Source organism: Pseudoalteromonas sp. SCSIO 43201 (genome assembly GCF_023716725.1).
Classification (GTDB): Bacteria; Pseudomonadota; Gammaproteobacteria; order Enterobacterales; family Alteromonadaceae; genus Pseudoalteromonas; species Pseudoalteromonas peptidolytica.
Genome location: NZ_CP072683.1, coordinates 2,561,730 through 2,578,670, shown reverse-complemented (window position 1 = coordinate 2,578,670; position 16,941 = coordinate 2,561,730). Strand labels below are relative to the sequence as shown.

General features: G+C 42.0%; 20 protein-coding genes. 13 read left to right on the top strand and 7 right to left on the bottom strand.

Annotated features, from left to right (window positions below; translation table 11 throughout):
• Window positions 1-108 precede the first annotated feature (108 nt).
• The 8 genes from pspA (at window position 109) to J8Z24_RS11000 (ending at window position 6,735) form a co-directional block, all read left to right on the top strand.
• Window positions 109-768: a phage shock protein PspA gene (gene pspA, locus J8Z24_RS11035; protein ID WP_125253542.1), complete on the top strand. Its 660-nt coding sequence runs from the start codon at window positions 109-111 to the stop codon at window positions 766-768.
• Between the two features lie 76 nt (window positions 769-844).
• Entirely contained in the window at window positions 845-1,078 is a 234-nt protein-coding gene (gene pspB / locus J8Z24_RS11030) for an envelope stress response membrane protein PspB (RefSeq protein WP_125253543.1), read from the top strand.
• Window positions 1,075-1,476: an envelope stress response membrane protein PspC gene (gene pspC, locus J8Z24_RS11025; protein ID WP_125253544.1), complete on the top strand. Its 402-nt coding sequence runs from the start codon at window positions 1,075-1,077 to the stop codon at window positions 1,474-1,476. Before pspB ends, pspC begins: the two co-directional genes overlap by 4 nt.
• 48 nt (window positions 1,477-1,524) lie before the next feature.
• Entirely contained in the window at window positions 1,525-2,937 is a 1,413-nt protein-coding gene (locus tag J8Z24_RS11020; protein ID WP_252094682.1) for a YcjX family GTP-binding protein, read from the top strand.
• Entirely contained in the window at window positions 2,934-3,959 is a 1,026-nt protein-coding gene (locus J8Z24_RS11015; protein WP_176032732.1) for a TIGR01620 family protein, read from the top strand. Before J8Z24_RS11020 ends, J8Z24_RS11015 begins: the two co-directional genes overlap by 4 nt.
• Window positions 3,960-4,149: 190 nt before the next feature.
• Window positions 4,150-5,328, top strand: coding sequence for a trans-sulfuration enzyme family protein (locus J8Z24_RS11010; RefSeq protein WP_252094681.1), 1,179 nt, complete (start codon window positions 4,150-4,152; stop codon window positions 5,326-5,328).
• A gap of 254 nt (window positions 5,329-5,582) precedes the next feature.
• On the top strand, window positions 5,583-6,380 hold the full coding sequence (gene phhA, locus J8Z24_RS11005) for a phenylalanine 4-monooxygenase (protein ID WP_176032730.1): 798 nt from the start codon (window positions 5,583-5,585) through the stop codon (window positions 6,378-6,380).
• A 10-nt stretch (window positions 6,381-6,390) separates the two neighbouring features.
• On the top strand, window positions 6,391-6,735 hold the full coding sequence (locus J8Z24_RS11000; RefSeq protein WP_125253549.1) for a 4a-hydroxytetrahydrobiopterin dehydratase: 345 nt from the start codon (window positions 6,391-6,393) through the stop codon (window positions 6,733-6,735).
• A 167-nt stretch (window positions 6,736-6,902) separates the two neighbouring features.
• Here J8Z24_RS11000 and J8Z24_RS10995 read toward each other — a convergent pair whose 3' ends face one another.
• Window positions 6,903-7,502 (bottom strand): Yip1 family protein, encoded by a 600-nt coding sequence (locus J8Z24_RS10995; RefSeq protein ID WP_128730984.1) that lies wholly within the window; start codon window positions 7,500-7,502, stop codon window positions 6,903-6,905.
• Window positions 7,503-7,712: 210 nt separating this feature from the next.
• On the opposite strand from J8Z24_RS10995, the gene miaE reads away from it, so the two are divergent.
• Window positions 7,713-8,501, top strand: a complete 789-nt coding sequence (gene miaE, locus J8Z24_RS10990; protein WP_176032729.1) for a tRNA isopentenyl-2-thiomethyl-A-37 hydroxylase MiaE — start codon at window positions 7,713-7,715, stop codon at window positions 8,499-8,501.
• A 376-nt stretch (window positions 8,502-8,877) separates the two neighbouring features.
• Entirely contained in the window at window positions 8,878-9,054 is a 177-nt protein-coding gene (locus J8Z24_RS10985; RefSeq protein ID WP_161972732.1) for a hypothetical protein, read from the top strand.
• A 58-nt stretch (window positions 9,055-9,112) separates the two neighbouring features.
• Here the strand turns inward: J8Z24_RS10985 and J8Z24_RS10980 are convergent, their stop codons facing one another.
• Window positions 9,113-9,841 (bottom strand): UDP-2,3-diacylglucosamine diphosphatase, encoded by a 729-nt coding sequence (locus tag J8Z24_RS10980; protein ID WP_252094680.1) that lies wholly within the window; start codon window positions 9,839-9,841, stop codon window positions 9,113-9,115.
• A 241-nt stretch (window positions 9,842-10,082) separates the two neighbouring features.
• Entirely contained in the window at window positions 10,083-10,577 is a 495-nt protein-coding gene (locus J8Z24_RS10975) for a peptidylprolyl isomerase (protein WP_128730987.1), read from the bottom strand.
• Window positions 10,578-10,774: 197 nt separating this feature from the next.
• On the opposite strand from J8Z24_RS10975, the gene cysS reads away from it, so the two are divergent.
• Window positions 10,775-12,154 carry a cysteine--tRNA ligase gene (cysS, locus tag J8Z24_RS10970; protein WP_147390257.1) on the top strand — a complete coding sequence of 460 codons (1,380 nt, stop codon included), beginning with the start codon at window positions 10,775-10,777 and terminating at the stop codon, window positions 12,152-12,154.
• A 307-nt stretch (window positions 12,155-12,461) separates the two neighbouring features.
• On the top strand, window positions 12,462-13,355 hold the full coding sequence (locus J8Z24_RS10965) for a mechanosensitive ion channel family protein (protein ID WP_176032726.1): 894 nt from the start codon (window positions 12,462-12,464) through the stop codon (window positions 13,353-13,355).
• On the opposite strand, the gene J8Z24_RS10960 is transcribed toward J8Z24_RS10965, so the two are convergent.
• The 4 genes from J8Z24_RS10960 to J8Z24_RS10945 all read right to left on the bottom strand — a co-directional run bounded on the left by J8Z24_RS10960 (window position 13,345) and on the right by J8Z24_RS10945 (window position 16,361).
• Window positions 13,345-14,166, bottom strand: coding sequence for a mechanosensitive ion channel family protein (locus J8Z24_RS10960; protein WP_125253564.1), 822 nt, complete (start codon window positions 14,164-14,166; stop codon window positions 13,345-13,347). The two genes, J8Z24_RS10965 and J8Z24_RS10960, sit on opposite strands and share 11 nt — an antisense overlap.
• 259 nt (window positions 14,167-14,425) lie before the next feature.
• Window positions 14,426-15,121 carry an LrgB family protein gene (locus J8Z24_RS10955; RefSeq protein WP_252094679.1) on the bottom strand — a complete coding sequence of 232 codons (696 nt, stop codon included), beginning with the start codon at window positions 15,119-15,121 and terminating at the stop codon, window positions 14,426-14,428.
• Complete coding sequence (locus tag J8Z24_RS10950) at window positions 15,114-15,479, bottom strand: CidA/LrgA family protein (RefSeq protein ID WP_252094678.1); 366 nt, start codon at window positions 15,477-15,479, stop codon at window positions 15,114-15,116. Before J8Z24_RS10950 ends, J8Z24_RS10955 begins: the two co-directional genes overlap by 8 nt.
• A 90-nt stretch (window positions 15,480-15,569) precedes the next feature.
• Window positions 15,570-16,361 carry a crotonase/enoyl-CoA hydratase family protein gene (locus J8Z24_RS10945; RefSeq protein ID WP_147390826.1) on the bottom strand — a complete coding sequence of 264 codons (792 nt, stop codon included), beginning with the start codon at window positions 16,359-16,361 and terminating at the stop codon, window positions 15,570-15,572.
• Between the two features lie 198 nt (window positions 16,362-16,559).
• Here J8Z24_RS10945 and J8Z24_RS10940 point away from each other — a divergent pair, with 198 nt between their 5' ends.
• Window positions 16,560-16,877, top strand: a complete 318-nt coding sequence (locus J8Z24_RS10940) for a DUF440 family protein (RefSeq protein WP_125253568.1) — start codon at window positions 16,560-16,562, stop codon at window positions 16,875-16,877.
• The last annotated feature ends 64 nt before the right edge of the window (window positions 16,878-16,941 follow it).

The window sequence follows — 16,941 nt, the reverse complement described above, 5'->3', positions numbered from 1 at the left end:
ATAAAATAACCACATGATTTTATTGTATTTTTAAATCTGATAAAGTTGGCAAGCTATTTGATACATAGTTAGTAAGCAATTTAGCTATTAACCAAAGAGGTAACCACTATGGGAATTTTTTCTCGTTTTGCAGACATAGTGAATTCTAATATTAATGCGATTTTGGATAAAGCAGAAGATCCGGAAAAAATGGTTCGCCTGATCATCCAAGAAATGGAAGATACACTAGTTGAAGTAAGATCGACCTCAGCAAAAACTTTAGCTGAGAAAAAGGAGTTAACACGCCGTCTTGATCAGCTCAAAGCACAAGTAGATGATTGGCAAACTAAAGCCGAACTTGCACTGAGCAAAGAGCGTGAAGATTTAGCGCGTGCCGCTTTACTTGAGAAGCAAAAGTCTGCAGAGGATGTGGCTGCCCTTGAAAAAGAGTTAGCACATGTCGATACGCACATTGAAAAGCTGCAACAGGAAGTGAGTACACTTCAAGATAAGTTAGCGGATGCTAAAGCGCGTCAAAAGGCGATTGTACTGCGCCAACGCTCAGCTGAGTCTCGATTAGAGGTGAAAAAAGCACTAGACAGCAGTAAAGTAGATGATGCCTTGAATCGCTTTGAGCGTTATGAGAGCAAAATTGATGGTCTAGAGTCACAAATTGAGTCTTATGATCTTGGTAAAAAATCTCTTGCAGATGAGATAGCCGATTTACAAAAGAACGAAAAAATCGATGATGAGCTTGAGCAGCTGAAAAAGAAAATGGCTGAAAAGTGAAAATAGCTGCACCTACTATTAGGTAGGTGCCAACCAACTACAATAATAACAGCCAAGTTGAAGGCAGGAGAGAATTATGTTTGATGCAGAAGTTTTAATGGCTCCGCTGATTATTTTTATGATCATTGTGGCACCGCTTTGGTTGATTTTACATTACCGTAGTAAAAAGCAGGTCAGTCAAGGGTTGAGTGAGCATGAACATCGTCAATTGATAGAGCTGGCTAACAAGGCGGAGAAAATGGCAGAGCGTGTTGAAACGCTGGAAGCTCTACTTGATCAAGAGTCGCCACAATGGAGACGCAAGCTATGAGTAGATCAAAGCGAGAACTATATCGTGATCCGAGTCGCGGAAAGGTAGCCGGAGTATGCGCAGGGCTTAGTGACTACTTTAATATGGAGTTGTGGCTTGTTCGGATTTTATTCATCACAGCTGTGCTACTCTCTGGTGGTCCATTATTTATCGTCGTGTATGTGGCTTGCTGGTTTATTTTAGATAAGCGTGAAATGATGCCAAATCGTTCACCTGATGCGAAAGATGAAGATAAGGTATCAGTGAAGTTTAAGGTATGGCAAAAAGGTGAACCGCCAAGACAGGCACTTTATGACCTGAAAGACAGACTATCACGACTTGATGGCCGCATTCAGAATATGGAACGCTATGTAACTTCCCCTGAATTTACGGTTAGCAGAGAAATCGACAAGCTTTAAGGCGGTTTTAGCCGCCTTGGCATTTTCTAAAGGGGCAATTTTCTATTTATGACTACGTCACGCTTTCGTACCCCATCTTCCCTAGATAAGCTAAAACAACAAGCCAAAAAAACGCTTCACCGTTCTTTTGATAAGCATATCAAACTTGCAGTGACTGGATTCAGCGGCAGTGGTAAAACCGCATTTATAACGGCACTTATCAAACATCTCACAACCCAAACCAGCACAGATAATTTACCTTTCTTAGATGTGTTGAGTGAAGGTCGTCTTGTGGCATGTCGTCCTGAGCCACAAAAAGCGCTAGCAGTACCTACTTTTGATTATCAGCAAGCCATAAGCTGTTTACTGGAAGAATTGCCAACGTGGCCTGCATCAACTAAGCGCATCAATACGTTAACACTGGCGTTTAGGTATCATAGTGAGCTTGGTCTGAAACAGCATTTAGCGCAAACTCATACCCTGTATCTTGAGTTATATGACTACCCAGGTGAGTGGCTAATGGACTTACCGCTGTTAAAAATGACTTTTTCCGAATGGTGTGAGCAGCAGTTTGCGCTACTAAAAAAACCAAAATACCAGCCATTTGCACAAGCATTTTTACAGCAAGTTGAGCAGTTTGATAGTACGCAAGCGGTGGATGAGAATAAGCTAAAAATGCTTGCACAAAGTTACCATGCGCTTTTAGCACAGCTGCAGCGAGACACCCGTTTATCTAATTTGCAACCGGGTAGAGCGTTGATCCCAGGTGATCTTGAGGGGGCACCCGTACTGCTGTTTTTCCCAGTACAAAGCCACCCAAATGAGATTACCGAGCATTCACAATATCAACAGCTTGTTGAGCGTTTTGAAGCCTACAAAAAGCAAGTGGTCGCGCCATTTTACAAAGATTATTTTTGCCAGTTTGACCGCCAAGTTGTATTAGTTGACTTACTGGGGAGTCTAAGTGATGGTTATGACACACTGAAAGAGCAAGAAGTTGCGTTAAAGCAGATCTTAGCCATGTTTTCTCACGGTAAAAGCGGTTTGTTATCTCGCTTATTTAATCCAAAAATAGACAAAGTCCTATTTGCTGCCAATAAGTGTGATGGCGTTTTGAACGAGCAGCAATCCAATTTAACAAGGTTGTTAAATGAAATGCTGGTGGACAGTGCCAATGAGCTTCGCTTCAATGGGGTAACGGTTGATACCATGTCGCTTTCTTCGGTGAGAAGTGTTGAGTCTAGAGCGGTGAAGGAGGGGGGACAACATGTGCAATGTATTTATGGTAAGCCGGTCGGCGAGCAGCAGTTTATCAATTATGTGCCACCGACACCGCCAGACCATATCCCAAAAGCAAATGCTTGGCCTCAAGGGGGCTTTGAGTTCATAGCGTTTGAACCCCTGCCTGCTAAGCACGGAAATTTATCGCATATTAGGCTTGATCATGCTTTACAGTTCTTAATTGGAGATAAGTTAAGATGACCGATCAAACAAAACCCTATCAAGGTTCGGGTAGGCGCTTAAATATCGACACGCAAAGCCAAGATGAATTTCAGCATTTGGGTGGTGAAGGCAAAGTCCTTGACGATGAACTGCTGGTAACTAGTAGCTTTGAGACAGTGCCTGAGCCGGAACTGCCCAAAATTGAACGCATCTACGAGTCGCCTTGGAGATTTGGGTTTAAACAGTGTTTTTTTCTGGCGTTATTAGTACTTATTATTGTTGAAGCGGCACTGACTTTGATTGAGAGCTATGAGCAAAATATCCTACTATTTGCGCTTTACACCACCGTGTTGTCTCTTGGTTTACTCGCACTATTCAAGTTCTTATTTTCGGAAGCCGTCGCACTTAGCAAACTCAAACAACATCAGCAAATTAAGCATGATGCACAGCGTTTGTTACAAAGTGACCAGATCGGTGAAGCAAGAGCGTGGCTCACACCCTTGTTAAAAGTGCATCCAGAGCAAAAGGTTACGGCGTTTGAAGAGGCATTACAATCCCATCATACAGACAAAGAAATCATCACCTTATATGAAAAAACCTTGCTGCGGGAGCAAGATGCTGAAGCTAAAAGACTAATTCAAGAGCATGCAACAACATCAGCACTCTTAGTTGCTCTAAGTCCACTTGCGCTTGTGGACATGTTGGCGGTGCTTTGGCGTGGAGTCGTGCTGGTAGAAAAGGTCAGCAAGCACTATGGTATTCGATTGGCTTATCGTAGTCGCATTACATTATACAAAATGCTGCTCAAGCAAATGGTGTTTGTTGGCGCGAGTGAACTGGTAAGCGACCTTGCTGCAACCAGTGTAGGCGCAGAATTACTTGGTAAGCTCTCTACTCGTTCAGCACAAGGGCTAAGCGCAGGGATATTTACTGCTCGACTAGGGTATAAGGCAATGGAGCTTTGTCGTCCGTTACCACGTTTGGAGCACAAACAAAGCCTGTTGAAAAGTGCGATTAGCTCAGTTGTTGATGTGCTACTAAGACGTAGTAAAAAAGATTAAACGGCAACAATTTTATACACCTCTTTAAGTAAAACTGGCTAGTCACAACCAGTGAACTAGCCATCTCCCCATCTGGCATGCTTGTTTATTGCTCCAAACTACCCTAAATATTGACCATGACAAAAAAACTACGCTAATTAATTCACTAACGTGCTTATTTGGTTAGCAATAATAAAATCAGCAGGACAATATGAAAAAATTAAGAGATGACAGTCAGTGTATTCACGGACCTAATCATTTTGATGATCCGCATGGGGCATTAACCGCACCTTTGTACCAAACTTCAACATTCCATTTTAAAGATGCGGCGCAAGGAGCTGCAAGGTTTGCCGGTGAAGAGCCCGGTTATATCTATACTCGCTTAGGCAACCCAACGACACGAGAGCTGGAAGAAAAAGTTGCTCGACTTGAGGGAATGGAAGACGCTGCGGCAACAGCTACAGGTATGGGGGCTGTTTCGGCATCTGTACTGAGCTTTTTGCAGCAAGGCGACCATATGATTGCATCAAGCGCACTGTATGGCTGTAGTTTTGCATTATTCGCGCATATGCTACCAAGGTTTGGTATTGAGGTTTCTTTTGTTGACTTGACCGACGAGAATGCGTTGCGTGATGCCGTCAAGGAAAATACAAAGCTGCTATTTGCTGAAACTCCAATCAACCCTAACATGACAGTTATAGACTTAAAAATGTTGGGGGAGGTCACCAAACAGCATGGGATGTTGTTTGTTGTTGATAATACATTTATGACCCCACTACTGCAAAAACCTGTTAATTTTGGTGCGGATATTATTGTCCATAGTGCGACCAAATACCTAAACGGACACGGTGACGTAGTAGCAGGGCTAGTTTGTGGCTCTAAAGAGCATATCGAATTAATCAAGCTTACCGTATTGAAAGATATTGGCGCGACTATCAGCCCACATGACGCATGGTTGATTAACCGTGGACTAAAAACCCTCGCAATACGAATGCAGCGTCATTGCCAAAGTGCACAGGCCGTTGCAGAGTTTTTAGACGCTCATCCAAAAGTAAATACCGTTTATTACCCAGGGTTACCCTCGCATCCGGGTTATCAGTATCTTGGAGAGCAAATGAAAGGTGCCGGAGGGGTGATTGCATTTGAAATAAATGGCTCCATTGAGCAAGGAGAGCAGTTTATAAATGCAACTGAATTATGCACGCTAGCGGTGAGTCTTGGCGACCCTGAAACACTGATCCAGCATCCTGCTTCTATGACGCACTCTCCGTATAGCCAAGAGGAAAGGCTGGCAGCAGGGATCTCTGACGGGTTAATTCGTATTTCTGTTGGGCTTGAGGACGTCGAAGATATTATTGATGACTTGAAGCAAGCATTTGATAAAATATAGATGTATAAATAAGTTTACTTTGGGGCTGTTATAGCCCCTTTTTTGTATGTGCGTAAATTTAACATTACACTGGTGTTCATATTTATTTACGTTTTTAGGGGTTGTGCAAAAGTTGATAAACGCCTTGCCTATTAAACTTTATGTCACTTTTACTTAGTATCAAAGTCACAAGTTGAAGCACTCCAAACTACTCAACAGGACTACAACTCAGATTGCGAAAGTATTAATTGGAGTGAATTAGGTGAGAATGAAAAATGGCTAAAGCAAGTAAATATGTCTCTAAGCAGCCGGATGAAAATGGCGTTATCGCTTGGACGAATGAAGAGAATCAAATCTGGTCTGAGTTAGTTGCGCGTCAGCTAGAGTGTATAAAGGGGAAAGCCTGTGACGAGTACCTAGCTGGGCTTGAAAAAATAAACCTACCACACGATCGGATCCCGCAGTTAAGCGAATTAAATGCAGCACTTGAGAAAGAAACAGGGTGGCAAGTAGCACCAGTGCCGGCATTGATTGATTTTGATGAATTTTTCAGATTGCTCGCGAATAAGCAATTTCCAGTAGCAACGTTTATCCGCTCACGAGAAGAGTTCGATTACCTTCAAGAACCTGATATTTTCCATGAAATTTTTGGCCACTGTGCCATGCTAACGAACCCAGCGTTTGCAGAGTTTACACATAAGTATGGTCAGTTAGGCTACGCGGCACAGAAAAAAGACCGGGTATATCTTGCACGCTTGTACTGGTTTACCGTTGAGTTTGGCCTAATGCAAACCGAGCAAGGTCTTCGCATCTACGGCGGTGGTATTTTATCCAGCCCTGGAGAAACACAATACGTATACTCTGACAAACCAGAGATTAAGCCGTTGCAAGTACAAGATGTATTACGTACACCTTATCGCATCGATATTATGCAACCGGTTTACTACACAATTACCTCGATCAACGACTTATTTGAAATATCAAAAATGGATATTATGTCGTTGGTTGAAAAAGCAAAAGAGCTAGGGTTATTTGAACCTAAGTTTCCCCCAAAAGAAAAACTAGCAAGTTGAGGAATTATCAATGTCTGATTTAAGTGCACAAAAATGTGAAGCGTGTCGTGCAGATGCGCCTAAAGTATCAGATGAAGAGCTCGCCGTTCTCGTGAAACAGATCCCTGATTGGGTACCTGAAGTACGCGATGGCATTATGCAGCTTGAGCGCGTATACAAGTTTAAGAACTTCAAGCAAGCACTCGCGTTTACAAATAAAGTTGGTGATATGGCTGAGGAAGAAGGTCACCACCCAGGTTTGCTGACCGAATGGGGTAAAGTCACAGTGACGTGGTGGAGTCATTCTATTAAAGGTCTTCACAAGAATGACTTTATCTGTGCAGCAAAAACTGATGAGGTTTTTGCGTCGCTGTAAGTTCTGAAGGACAGTGCAGAAGGTGTGGTTACAACGACCATGCCTTTTTGCCAAAGTGAGCAGCATAAAAAAACGGCGCAAACTAAGCGCCGTTTTACTCATAATTTAGGATAAAAGCAAAGCGGTCTTATAGACCGCTTTCGCATCAACTTTAAAATAAGAAGACGCTACGTAAAGGTAGGGCTAATAATACCATTTGTCCATAGAATGGCCGTCGCGGCTAGAATAATTACTAATAACACTAACCCACAAGTTACCACAGAGCTTGCATAGATAAACCCACGCTCTTCAGGGATGTGCATCAGAATCGGAACTCCTGTATAGAGCAAATATACTGAGTAGGCCAGTGCTACCATACCAACAGAGACCACAAACCAAAGCTCTGGATAAAATGCTGCAAATGCTGACATAAACATGGGCGTTGCAGTATATGCTGACAATTCCAACGTTTGTGTATAAGTAGGGTTGGCACCAAAAGTAATAGCCATCCAGTGGGCAAGATAGGCCAAAATAAACACCCCGACAATGAGTGCGCAATACATCGCTACACCAATCAGTAGTGCGGAGCTATGGGTTAAGTAAACAGGCTCACCGGTGCCTACGCTCCAACCAAGATAAACAGATGAATAGTACCCCATAATACTGGGAATTAGCGCGACGAGCGCGATATGTGACAAACTGTAAAAGATGCTTTCGTGACGATTGTCGATTGTTTGCCATTCTTCTTGTGGGTGAGCGTATAAGCCCCATAGATGATTAAAGATCATAGTTAGCCCCTCAATGAATCGGTTTGTACTATTTTTGTACAACTCAATCTAGTTATGGGAGATGAGATAATTTTTGTCAAGAAAATGTAGCAGAATAGCAATATTACTATTTTCAGAATTATCTAAAACTTATCAGCGAGTCCCTCTATGGTGCACCTTGTCGCGAGAAGTTATGATAAAATAGCGCAAACACATTAGTCCTTTGTTGTTATGCTAGAAAAGTACACAGATTTACTGACACCAATAAACCAGTTTTTGGGTTGTGAAACACCACACACTTGGATACAAAAAGCGAGTCAAAGCGAGCATTTATCTTTGTTGCTTATCGATCACATGCATTGTGAGCTAAAAGCGGCACAAAGCGCAGCTTTTTTGATCCGTAAATATGCAATAGACGATGCTTCTGCAAAGACGCTATTGAGCTGGTTGCAGCCCTACGAGGACTTTATTTATCGTGGTATTGGTGAAGGAGACTTCTCAGGCAGTAAAAATGAGCTGATAGGGGAGCTTACTGCGAGACCCGAATATGCTTACAATCAAGATATTCTCAGCAAAATGGTGAGGCTGATTAAAGAGGAGCTTCATCATTTTGAACAAGTATTAGACATAATACGAGCTCGGAATATACCAATTGAGTATGTTCAGGCATCACGTTATGCTTCCGGTATGATCAAGTACATACGTACTTTTGAACCTGCGGCCTTAGTAGATAAATTGATTATAGGTGCTTATATCGAAGCGCGCTCATGTGAACGTTTCGCAAAGTTGGCTCCGTGTTTAGATGAAGAAATAGGCAAGTTTTATATATCTTTATTACGTTCCGAAGCAAGGCACTATCAAGATTACATTGACTTAGCGCATCAAGTTGCCAATGCTACAGATCCCAAACGCTGTGATGTAGCTGGGCGGATCCAGTTATTCCGTCAAGTTGAAAATGAACTGATAAGCTCAGCCGATCCTGACTTTAAATTTCATTCCGGCGCTCCAGCTGCACAATAACAAAAAGGAAGTAAGTGCGCTTTATTACGGCTTACTTACTTCCTAGTTTTGTTTGATTGCATTCTAGAAATTCAGCTAGCTTGACTTGTCCTCTATGCCTATTATTCAAACTAAGGTTTGAATATGGCGCGACGTAGCATGTCGTTTCTGATTAGCATAGTGATTTATCCTGAATCCATCTCATTTGGCAGCATGAGTAATCACATGAGAAATTTGTGAGTAAAAGTATATCAACCTTTTCTAGTTAAATATAACTTTATCTTTTTGTTAATATTGAGTCCCTGATATGTTGACAGTTGATTTTGTTGTTGATAGTGTTTTGTAACAGCTGGTAACAAAACAGCTGTTATTAAGAATAATAATTTAAGGAATTGAAATGAAACTTAAGAAAAAGAAAATCAAACTACTTAGCCTAGAAGGTAAATCTATTCCTAAAGCGCAAACACCTCAAATCGGCGGTGCTGGCTTACCACCTACAAACCCGCAGGGGGATTGCCCATACTCACATAACTCTGCTTGTTACTCTTGTGTAAAAGACTTACGACCAGCGTAAGACTGTTGTTATACCAATTTTCTTAATTAAGTGGTCTACTACGCCGGCAGTAGGCCTTTTAAGACCCATTAAATGGGTGACACATAAGCCGTTGACCATGTTCATCAGCAACAATGTACGAGCTTTGCGAGTACCAGTCTCCTAGCACTGTACGAACATTCCCTTCACTATATTCATGTACTTTTGGCCTGTGGGTATGGCCATGGATCATGTTTTTTACACCATACCGAACAAACATTTGCGCTACCGCTTCTTCGGTAACATCGAGGATTTCAGGCGGCTTTCCTTTTTGGTTTTCGATGCTTTTTCGTCTTGCATTGGCAGCAACGCGGCGGCGATACCAAAGCGGCATCGCAAGCATTAGTCTTGGCCACCACCAGCCACGGCTTTTTTTGCGAAATTGCTGGTACACTTCATCCTGCGTACACATCTCGTCTCCATGTAAAATAACCGTTGGCGTACCATATAGGTTAATGACTGCTTGCTCAGGCAATAAAGTCATATTGCAGGCTTTGGCAAAATCTTGCTTGATTAAAAAGTCACGATTGCCATGAATAAAAAATACTTTAATACCTAAGTCGCTTAGTGCACTTATTTTTTGTGCAATCCTTAGGGCGTATGGATCCTTTTCATCGTCTCCAATCCACACTTCAAAAAAATCCCCCAGAATGTACAGTGCGTCGACGCCCACTGTCATATGGTGGTCAAGAAACGCATAAAACGCTTCGGTGATATCTGTGCGGTGTTCGGTTAAATGTAAGTCGGCGATAAAGTAGGTTTTACCCATGTGACCTCAAAACTACGCAGGCCAGCATACGCACTGGCCTTGAACAAAAAAGTGGTGATGTTATATCAATTAGTCTTAATACATGTTCAATTTGAAGACGTAAATCTGACGCTAACTGCGTTAAAAATTCTTTCTTTCCCTACATAGATGTAAGGATCTTGCCGATAGCAGGGCGAAGTTGCGGTATTATCGACAAGATTTTCTCGCTTCAAAGTAGAGTATTTGTTTAAGCGAACAGGTATTACTCAGCAACGTACGCTTTTTCGATGATTACATCTTCCAGTGGTACGTCTTGGTGGAAGCCAGCAGAGCCAGTCGCAACCCCTTTAATTTTATTCACTACGTCCATGCCTTCAACGACTTCGCCAAATACACAGTAGCCCCAACCTTGCGACGTTTCGCTCGAGAAGTTGAGGAAGTCATTGTCATTCACGTTGATAAAGAATTGTGCAGTAGCTGAATGTGGATCTGGGGTACGTGCCATCGCAAGTGTACCTACTTTGTTCGCAACACCGTTGTTTGCTTCATTTTTAATTGGTGCTTCAACAGGCTTTTGTTCCATGCCTGGTGCAAATCCACCACCTTGAACCATAAAACCATCAATAACGCGGTGAAAAATAGTGCCGTTATAAAAGTCGCTGTTTACGTAATTTAAGAAGTTTGCAACCGTTTCTGGTGCTTTGTCAGCGAAAAGATTAATGCGAATTTCGCCGTGATTTGTTTCTAAAACAACCATGTTAGTGTCCATTGTGTTGAATGTTAAAACTCTATTTTATAACAACTAAGCGGGTGTGAAAAAGCATTCCGTAATAATCGGTGTAAAAAATCAAAAAACTGTCTTAAAACGCCATTAAAATCTAGAGGCGTTGCAATGTAGGTGATATGATCATCAACTCTTTTGTTAAAAATGAACGTATTTAGGAAGAAAACTACATGTTGCAGATTTTCAATACACTCACTCGTCAAAAAGCCCCCTTTAAACCGCTCAAAGAAGGCAAGGTTGATATGTACGTGTGTGGTATCACCATCTATGATTTCTGTCATGTAGGACACGCGCGAACATATGTTTCATTTGATGTAATGAATCGCTATCTACGGTACCTCGGATATGACGTCACATACGTACGTAATATTACCGATGTCGATGATAAAATTATTAAACGTGCCGCTGAAAACAACGAGTCGATTAATGAGTTAACTGTCCGCATGACCAAAGCAATGCACGAAGATTTTGACGCATTGAATATGTTACCGGCAGACATAGAACCGACAGTGACGGGTCACATGGATGAAATCATCGATATGATAGCTCGTTTAATAGAAAAAGGTCATGCTTATGTCGCGCAAAATGGTGACGTATTATTTGACGTATCAACGTTTGCGCAATATGGCCAACTTTCGCAACAAGACCTAGACATGCTTCAGGCTGGGGCGCGTGTTGAAGTAGCTGAAGGTAAAGACGACCCGCTTGATTTCGTATTATGGAAAAAGGCTAAAGCAGGAGAGCCAGCATGGCAGTCACCTTGGGGAGAAGGTCGTCCTGGTTGGCACATCGAGTGTAGCGCAATGAGTTCAAAGCACTTAGGTGAATTTTTTGATATTCATGGTGGTGGCTCAGATTTACAATTCCCTCACCATGAAAATGAAATTGCGCAATCGTGCTGCGCAAATAATGGCCGCTACGTGAATACGTGGATCCACACCGGTATGGTGCAAGTTAATAAAGAGAAGATGTCAAAGTCTCTTGGTAACTTCTTTACTGTACGTGAAGTACTAAAAGCTTTTGACAGAGAAACGGTACGTTATTTCTTAATTAATGGTCATTACCGTAGCCAGTTAAACTACTCACAAGAAAACCTTGAGCAAGCGCGCTCATCACTAGAGCGTATCTATACTGCGTTACGTGGTGTAAAACTGGTGGAAGTAGAGCTAAAAGGAAGCGCTTATGTTGAGCGTTTTGAAGCTGCTATGAACGATGACTTCAATACACCGGAAGCGCTTCCTGTGATTTTTGAGCTGTCAAAAGAAGTGAATCGCTTAAAAGATAGCGATGCGCAAGCTGCGGGCGAGTACGCATACATTCTTGTAAAACTGGCTGAGGTACTTGGTATTGCCCAGCAAGACCCTGAATCTTTCCTTAAAGGTGAGCAAGGCGATGATGAAGTTGCACAAATTGAAGCGTTGATCGAAAAACGTCGAGCTGCTCGAGAAAGTAAAGACTGGGCTGCTGCTGATGAGGCACGTGATGCGCTAACTGCAATGGGCGTTGTATTGGAAGATAGCGCGGGAAAAACGACATGGCGTAAAGCATAGCCATACTGAAAAGATGTTACCAAAGGCCTTCTTCATTGTGCAGAAGGCTTTTTTGTTTTAAGGGCTAGCTGAATTAATGTAGCTTTACTTTTAGTCTATTCCAAAACAATGGGTTCCCCAGTGGCGGTGAGTGGTAATACAACGTCGCTGTATTTTCATGGCTTTGTGGTATTGATTTGTTATTTAGGTATGAGCTTCGAAAAGAGTAAGCAACTCAGTATGTAGGGTTTATACAGTGCGATACATGCTTGTAATTCTGGTGTGAGCCACGCACACTTAGTATAACTAGGATTAAAGTAAAAAAGTGATGATAAAAGTGCCCCAAGAGATAGATATGGATATTCCATGGCTTGACCAAAAACTATTTTCGTTAGGCAAGTTTTCATTAGAAATCGGTGAGGCGCTGTCTTTTGTGACAGTGGTGATAGCGACGTTTATTATTTCCAAGGTGTTGCGTCTGGCGTTCAACCGAATTGCGTCTAAGCAGGGTGTTATTCAGCACACATCTGCTTACGTGATAGGTCGCATTATCCACTACATTGTGTTGTTTATCGGGTTTATTATTGCACTGACCGCACTTGGTTTTGAGATAACTGAACTGGCCCTCGTGGCCAGTGCTCTGGGGGTTGGAATTGGTCTTGGGTTGCAAGGTTTGGTAAATAACTTTGTTTCAGGGCTAGTACTACTGTTAGAAAAAACGGTTAAGGTTGGGGACTTTGTTGAGCTAAACAATGGTATGGTTGGTGAAGTTATTGCCATTCATATGCGTTCCACTTGGATCCGCACAAATGACAATGTGGACTTATTGATCCCAAACTCAGAAATGGTATCAAACACCATAACAAACTGGACCATGTCAGATAAGTACCGCCGCTTTCGTATTCCTTTTTCTGTTGCCTATGGCAGTGATAAAACGCTCGTTAAGAGAGCAGCATTGGAAGCTGCTAAAAATGTTCAATATACACTCAATACTGCAGGGAGGGAGGCAACAGTATGGATGACGGGATTTGGCGATAGTAGTTTGAACTTTACACTGGGAGTGTGGGTACAGCCTGAGCAAGTAAAGCGGCCGACAGCCCTAATTTCTGACTATTTATGGGCGATTGATGATGCGTTTCGCAAATACCAAATTGAGATCCCGTTTCCACAACGAGATCTTCATTTACGCAGTGGTTTTTCTACTACACAGCCTACTGAATAAGTTTAATTACACGTTGCGGAAAGGGTATTTCTATATTGGCATTGTTAATGGCAGCGAATACCGCCTTATTGATCTCTAATTTAGTTTCAATTAGCGCAGTGGTTGGTACCCAGTAACGGTAGCTTAAGACTACAGCGCTGTCGGCAAATGTTTCTATACCAACCTGTGGCTTAGGAGATTGACTGACTTTACTGTTATTGGCAAGCGCATTATTGATAAGTAGTAATGCCTGCTCGTAGTCGGCATGGTAGGCAATACCAATTTCTCCTTTTACAAGTGAGTTTTCAAATGAGTTGTGTAATATTTCCCCTACAATATGTTTATTTGGAATCGTGATCTCAACGTTGTCTTCATTGATCAGGGTAGTATGTCCAAGCTCTATCATTTTGACCTGTCCGCTCACCCCCTTAATGCTGATGGTATCACCGATGACAAAAGGGCGTGTGGCGATAATAGCAAGTCCAGCACCGTAGTTTGCTAACATCCCTTGTAGCGCCAGACCAGCACCCAAGGAAGCCGCACCGATGGCAGCGACAAAAGGAGTGATACTAATCCCTATTTTACCAAGAGAAATTACTACGAACATGGCGATTATCAAGACTTTGATAACATTGCCCACAAAGTTGGTAAGTGCAGGATCGATGCTGTGCTTCAGCATCAATTTTTCGGTGGCTTTCGAGAGCTTTTTAGAAAGCCACAAACCAAGCAGAAAAATAGCGATTGCGGCGAGTAATTGGAAGCTGTAAGTCACCAAGTATTCACGAATGATGTTGTAATAGCGCTCAATTTGTTCAATCTCTTGATTAATCACGATACTTTCTCATATTTGTTGGTTAATTTATTTTCTGACGGTTGGCTTTTACGCTGAGCTAAATACTCGATAGACAAAGCTTATACCAATTTTCTTAATTAAGTGGTCTATTTTGAGGTGAGGAAATCTTGTCGATAACAAGGCAAAAATTTTGCTATTTAGTTGTTCTAAATAAGAAATTTTTAACGCTGTTAGCGTCAGGTTTACTCCTTCAAATTGAGCAAGTATTAAGTCAAATTGGTATTATTTACTTACCATCTCATCCAAAGTTTACGCTATCTAGCAAATTATAAAATACAGGAACCCATAATGCTGTGATCACGGCAGTACTTGTCATAGCTGCGGATGAAAATGCGCCTGCTACTGGGTGATGTTCCATTGCCGCACTGGTACCAATTGCATGACAAGCGATGCCCAACGCAATACCTTTCGCTTGCATGGATTGTACGTTGCAAAGGTGCAATATATGCAATCCAAAAACGCCGCCAAAAACGCCAATAAGGATCACCATAATTGCCGCTACAGCAGGGATCCCACCAAGAAAATCGCTTATCAATAATGTAATTGGTGTGGTGACAGATAATGCCGCCATTGAAGCTGCGATAGCGTCATCTGATGCAAACATATTACAAATCAAAAAAGCGCTCAAGGTTGATAAAGAAACGCCAAGCCAACTGGTAAAGCACAATGCAAAAAATACCGGCTTAATTTGGTGAAATTGTTTAAATAGCGGAAAAGCAAGGGCAACCACTGCAGGTTCAAGTAAATAGTGAATTGGCAACGTACCTTGCTGATAAGTTTTATACTCAAACTGAGTGAGTAATAAAAAAGTAGAGATAGTCAAAATACACAGCAATACGGGGTTGAACAATGTTATAGGGAAACGTTGATATAGCGCCCGCATTGTGACAAACAATACGATGGTGAGTGTTGAGTAAATCAGTATATTAATCACGGAACTTAATACGTTTAACGATAGGACTTAACGACGTCAATATGAGAGTCGGCACGATAGTAAGTAGTAATGCCAGCATTACCCATTGGGACTGAAATAAGTCAATATGCTCAACGACACCAACACCGGCAGGAATGAAAAATAGCGCCATGTACTTCAAAATGGGGTTGGCCGCAGGTGCTATCCACTCAGGTTTTACCACGCCAAGAAATAACAATATGACCAAAAAACCCATTCCAAGTAGTGCCGCTGGTAGCTTAATCTCGCTCAGCATAACGATCCATTTGGCACCCAATAAGCATCCTAAAATAATAGCAAAGCCGAATGAAAATTTAATGATGAACTGCAACCTTTGCATCAGTACTTCATGCTCCCAAGTGATTGTGAAGTCTTTATTTTACGTATTTTGGTTGTGCAAGCTATCATACTTTTGGACACCGCTCGGGACTTACCACTTTTTGCGCGGTTGATAAGGCTGCTGCTCTGTTGATGAGGCGTTACTCATTGCTATTTTAGTGTTGTTGGCGACCAGTAATTTAATCTGTGACCAAGTTTCAAGCCACAGTAATTTCCTAGATGGCTGATTGTAGGCTTGATTATATACTTTCTTTATTGCAGCAATGGCGTCAGGCGAGCGGTTGCTGAATTGGCACAGTAGTTGGTCTAGTCTCGTATCTATGTCGTCACATAGTTCTGAGATTAAGCCATCTTTTAATGCACTTTGTGCATCTATTCGCTGTGCGTGGATGGTCATCATTAATGCTTTGTCTTTATTCATACTAGCCGGCAATAATAAGCTTGCGCCCATGTCAGGGCACAATCCCCACTTTGCCTCCATAATAGCGAACTGGGCGCTGTTGTCAGCGAGACGAATATCTGCACCAAGGGCAATATGACAGCCTCCCCCTAAGCAATTTCCTGTGATGCGAGCAATAACAGGAACAGGCAACGATTGCCAACCGAGGACAACACGTTGTACTAAGTTCGCATTTCCTGGGAGCCATTTTCTTAATAATTTTAAAATACCTGTTGGTTTCTTTAATACACTTTTGACATCGAGACCAGCACAAAAGTGTGCGCCTTCACCTTGGATCACAACCGCACGGATAGCTTTGTTTTTTGAAATAGTTTTTATTGCATTGTCTAAACCAACAAACATATCTACTGATAGTGCATTTTGTTTCTCGGGACGAGATAAAGTGACATAAGCGATATTATTAGTCTCAGTGTATGAAATCATAGTGAAATGTCCCTGTCTTTTATTATGGCATGAAGCGCTGTTTTTAGAGTAATAACTTAAAAGCGTCTTGAGATCCAACTGTTCGTGATATTTCTTCACCACTTAGCGCTAATTTATGTTTGATTATCGCGACGGGATATTTATGTTTTTGCACATTTTGCTATTATTGCGCTAATGTAAAAGCCACAGGCTAGCACCATGACAGCAAGACTTTGTACAATCGAAGAAGTAACCCACCAAGCATATGACATTTTCCTTGAGTTAGCACCAGATAACTTGGAGGAACACGATATAGAAACATTTAATGAACATCGTGAAGCCCGGGGGTTTATTGAGGAGAGTGAGCCGGACGAAAGCTGGTCCAGTGTCACTACATACGAACAAGAAGCCGAGCCTGAACACTTTGTTCAAGTACTGGTGGGTATTGAGTTTGACGATTCTGATCAGGTGTATGCGAAGATCCTCATCAGCAGAGATTTAGACGCACCTTTTTGTCATATTATTTGGAAGCAGTGAGTCAAAAGTAGTTACGCGTGGCATTATATAGATTTATAACTTTTGTGTTCATTGGCCTGTTATC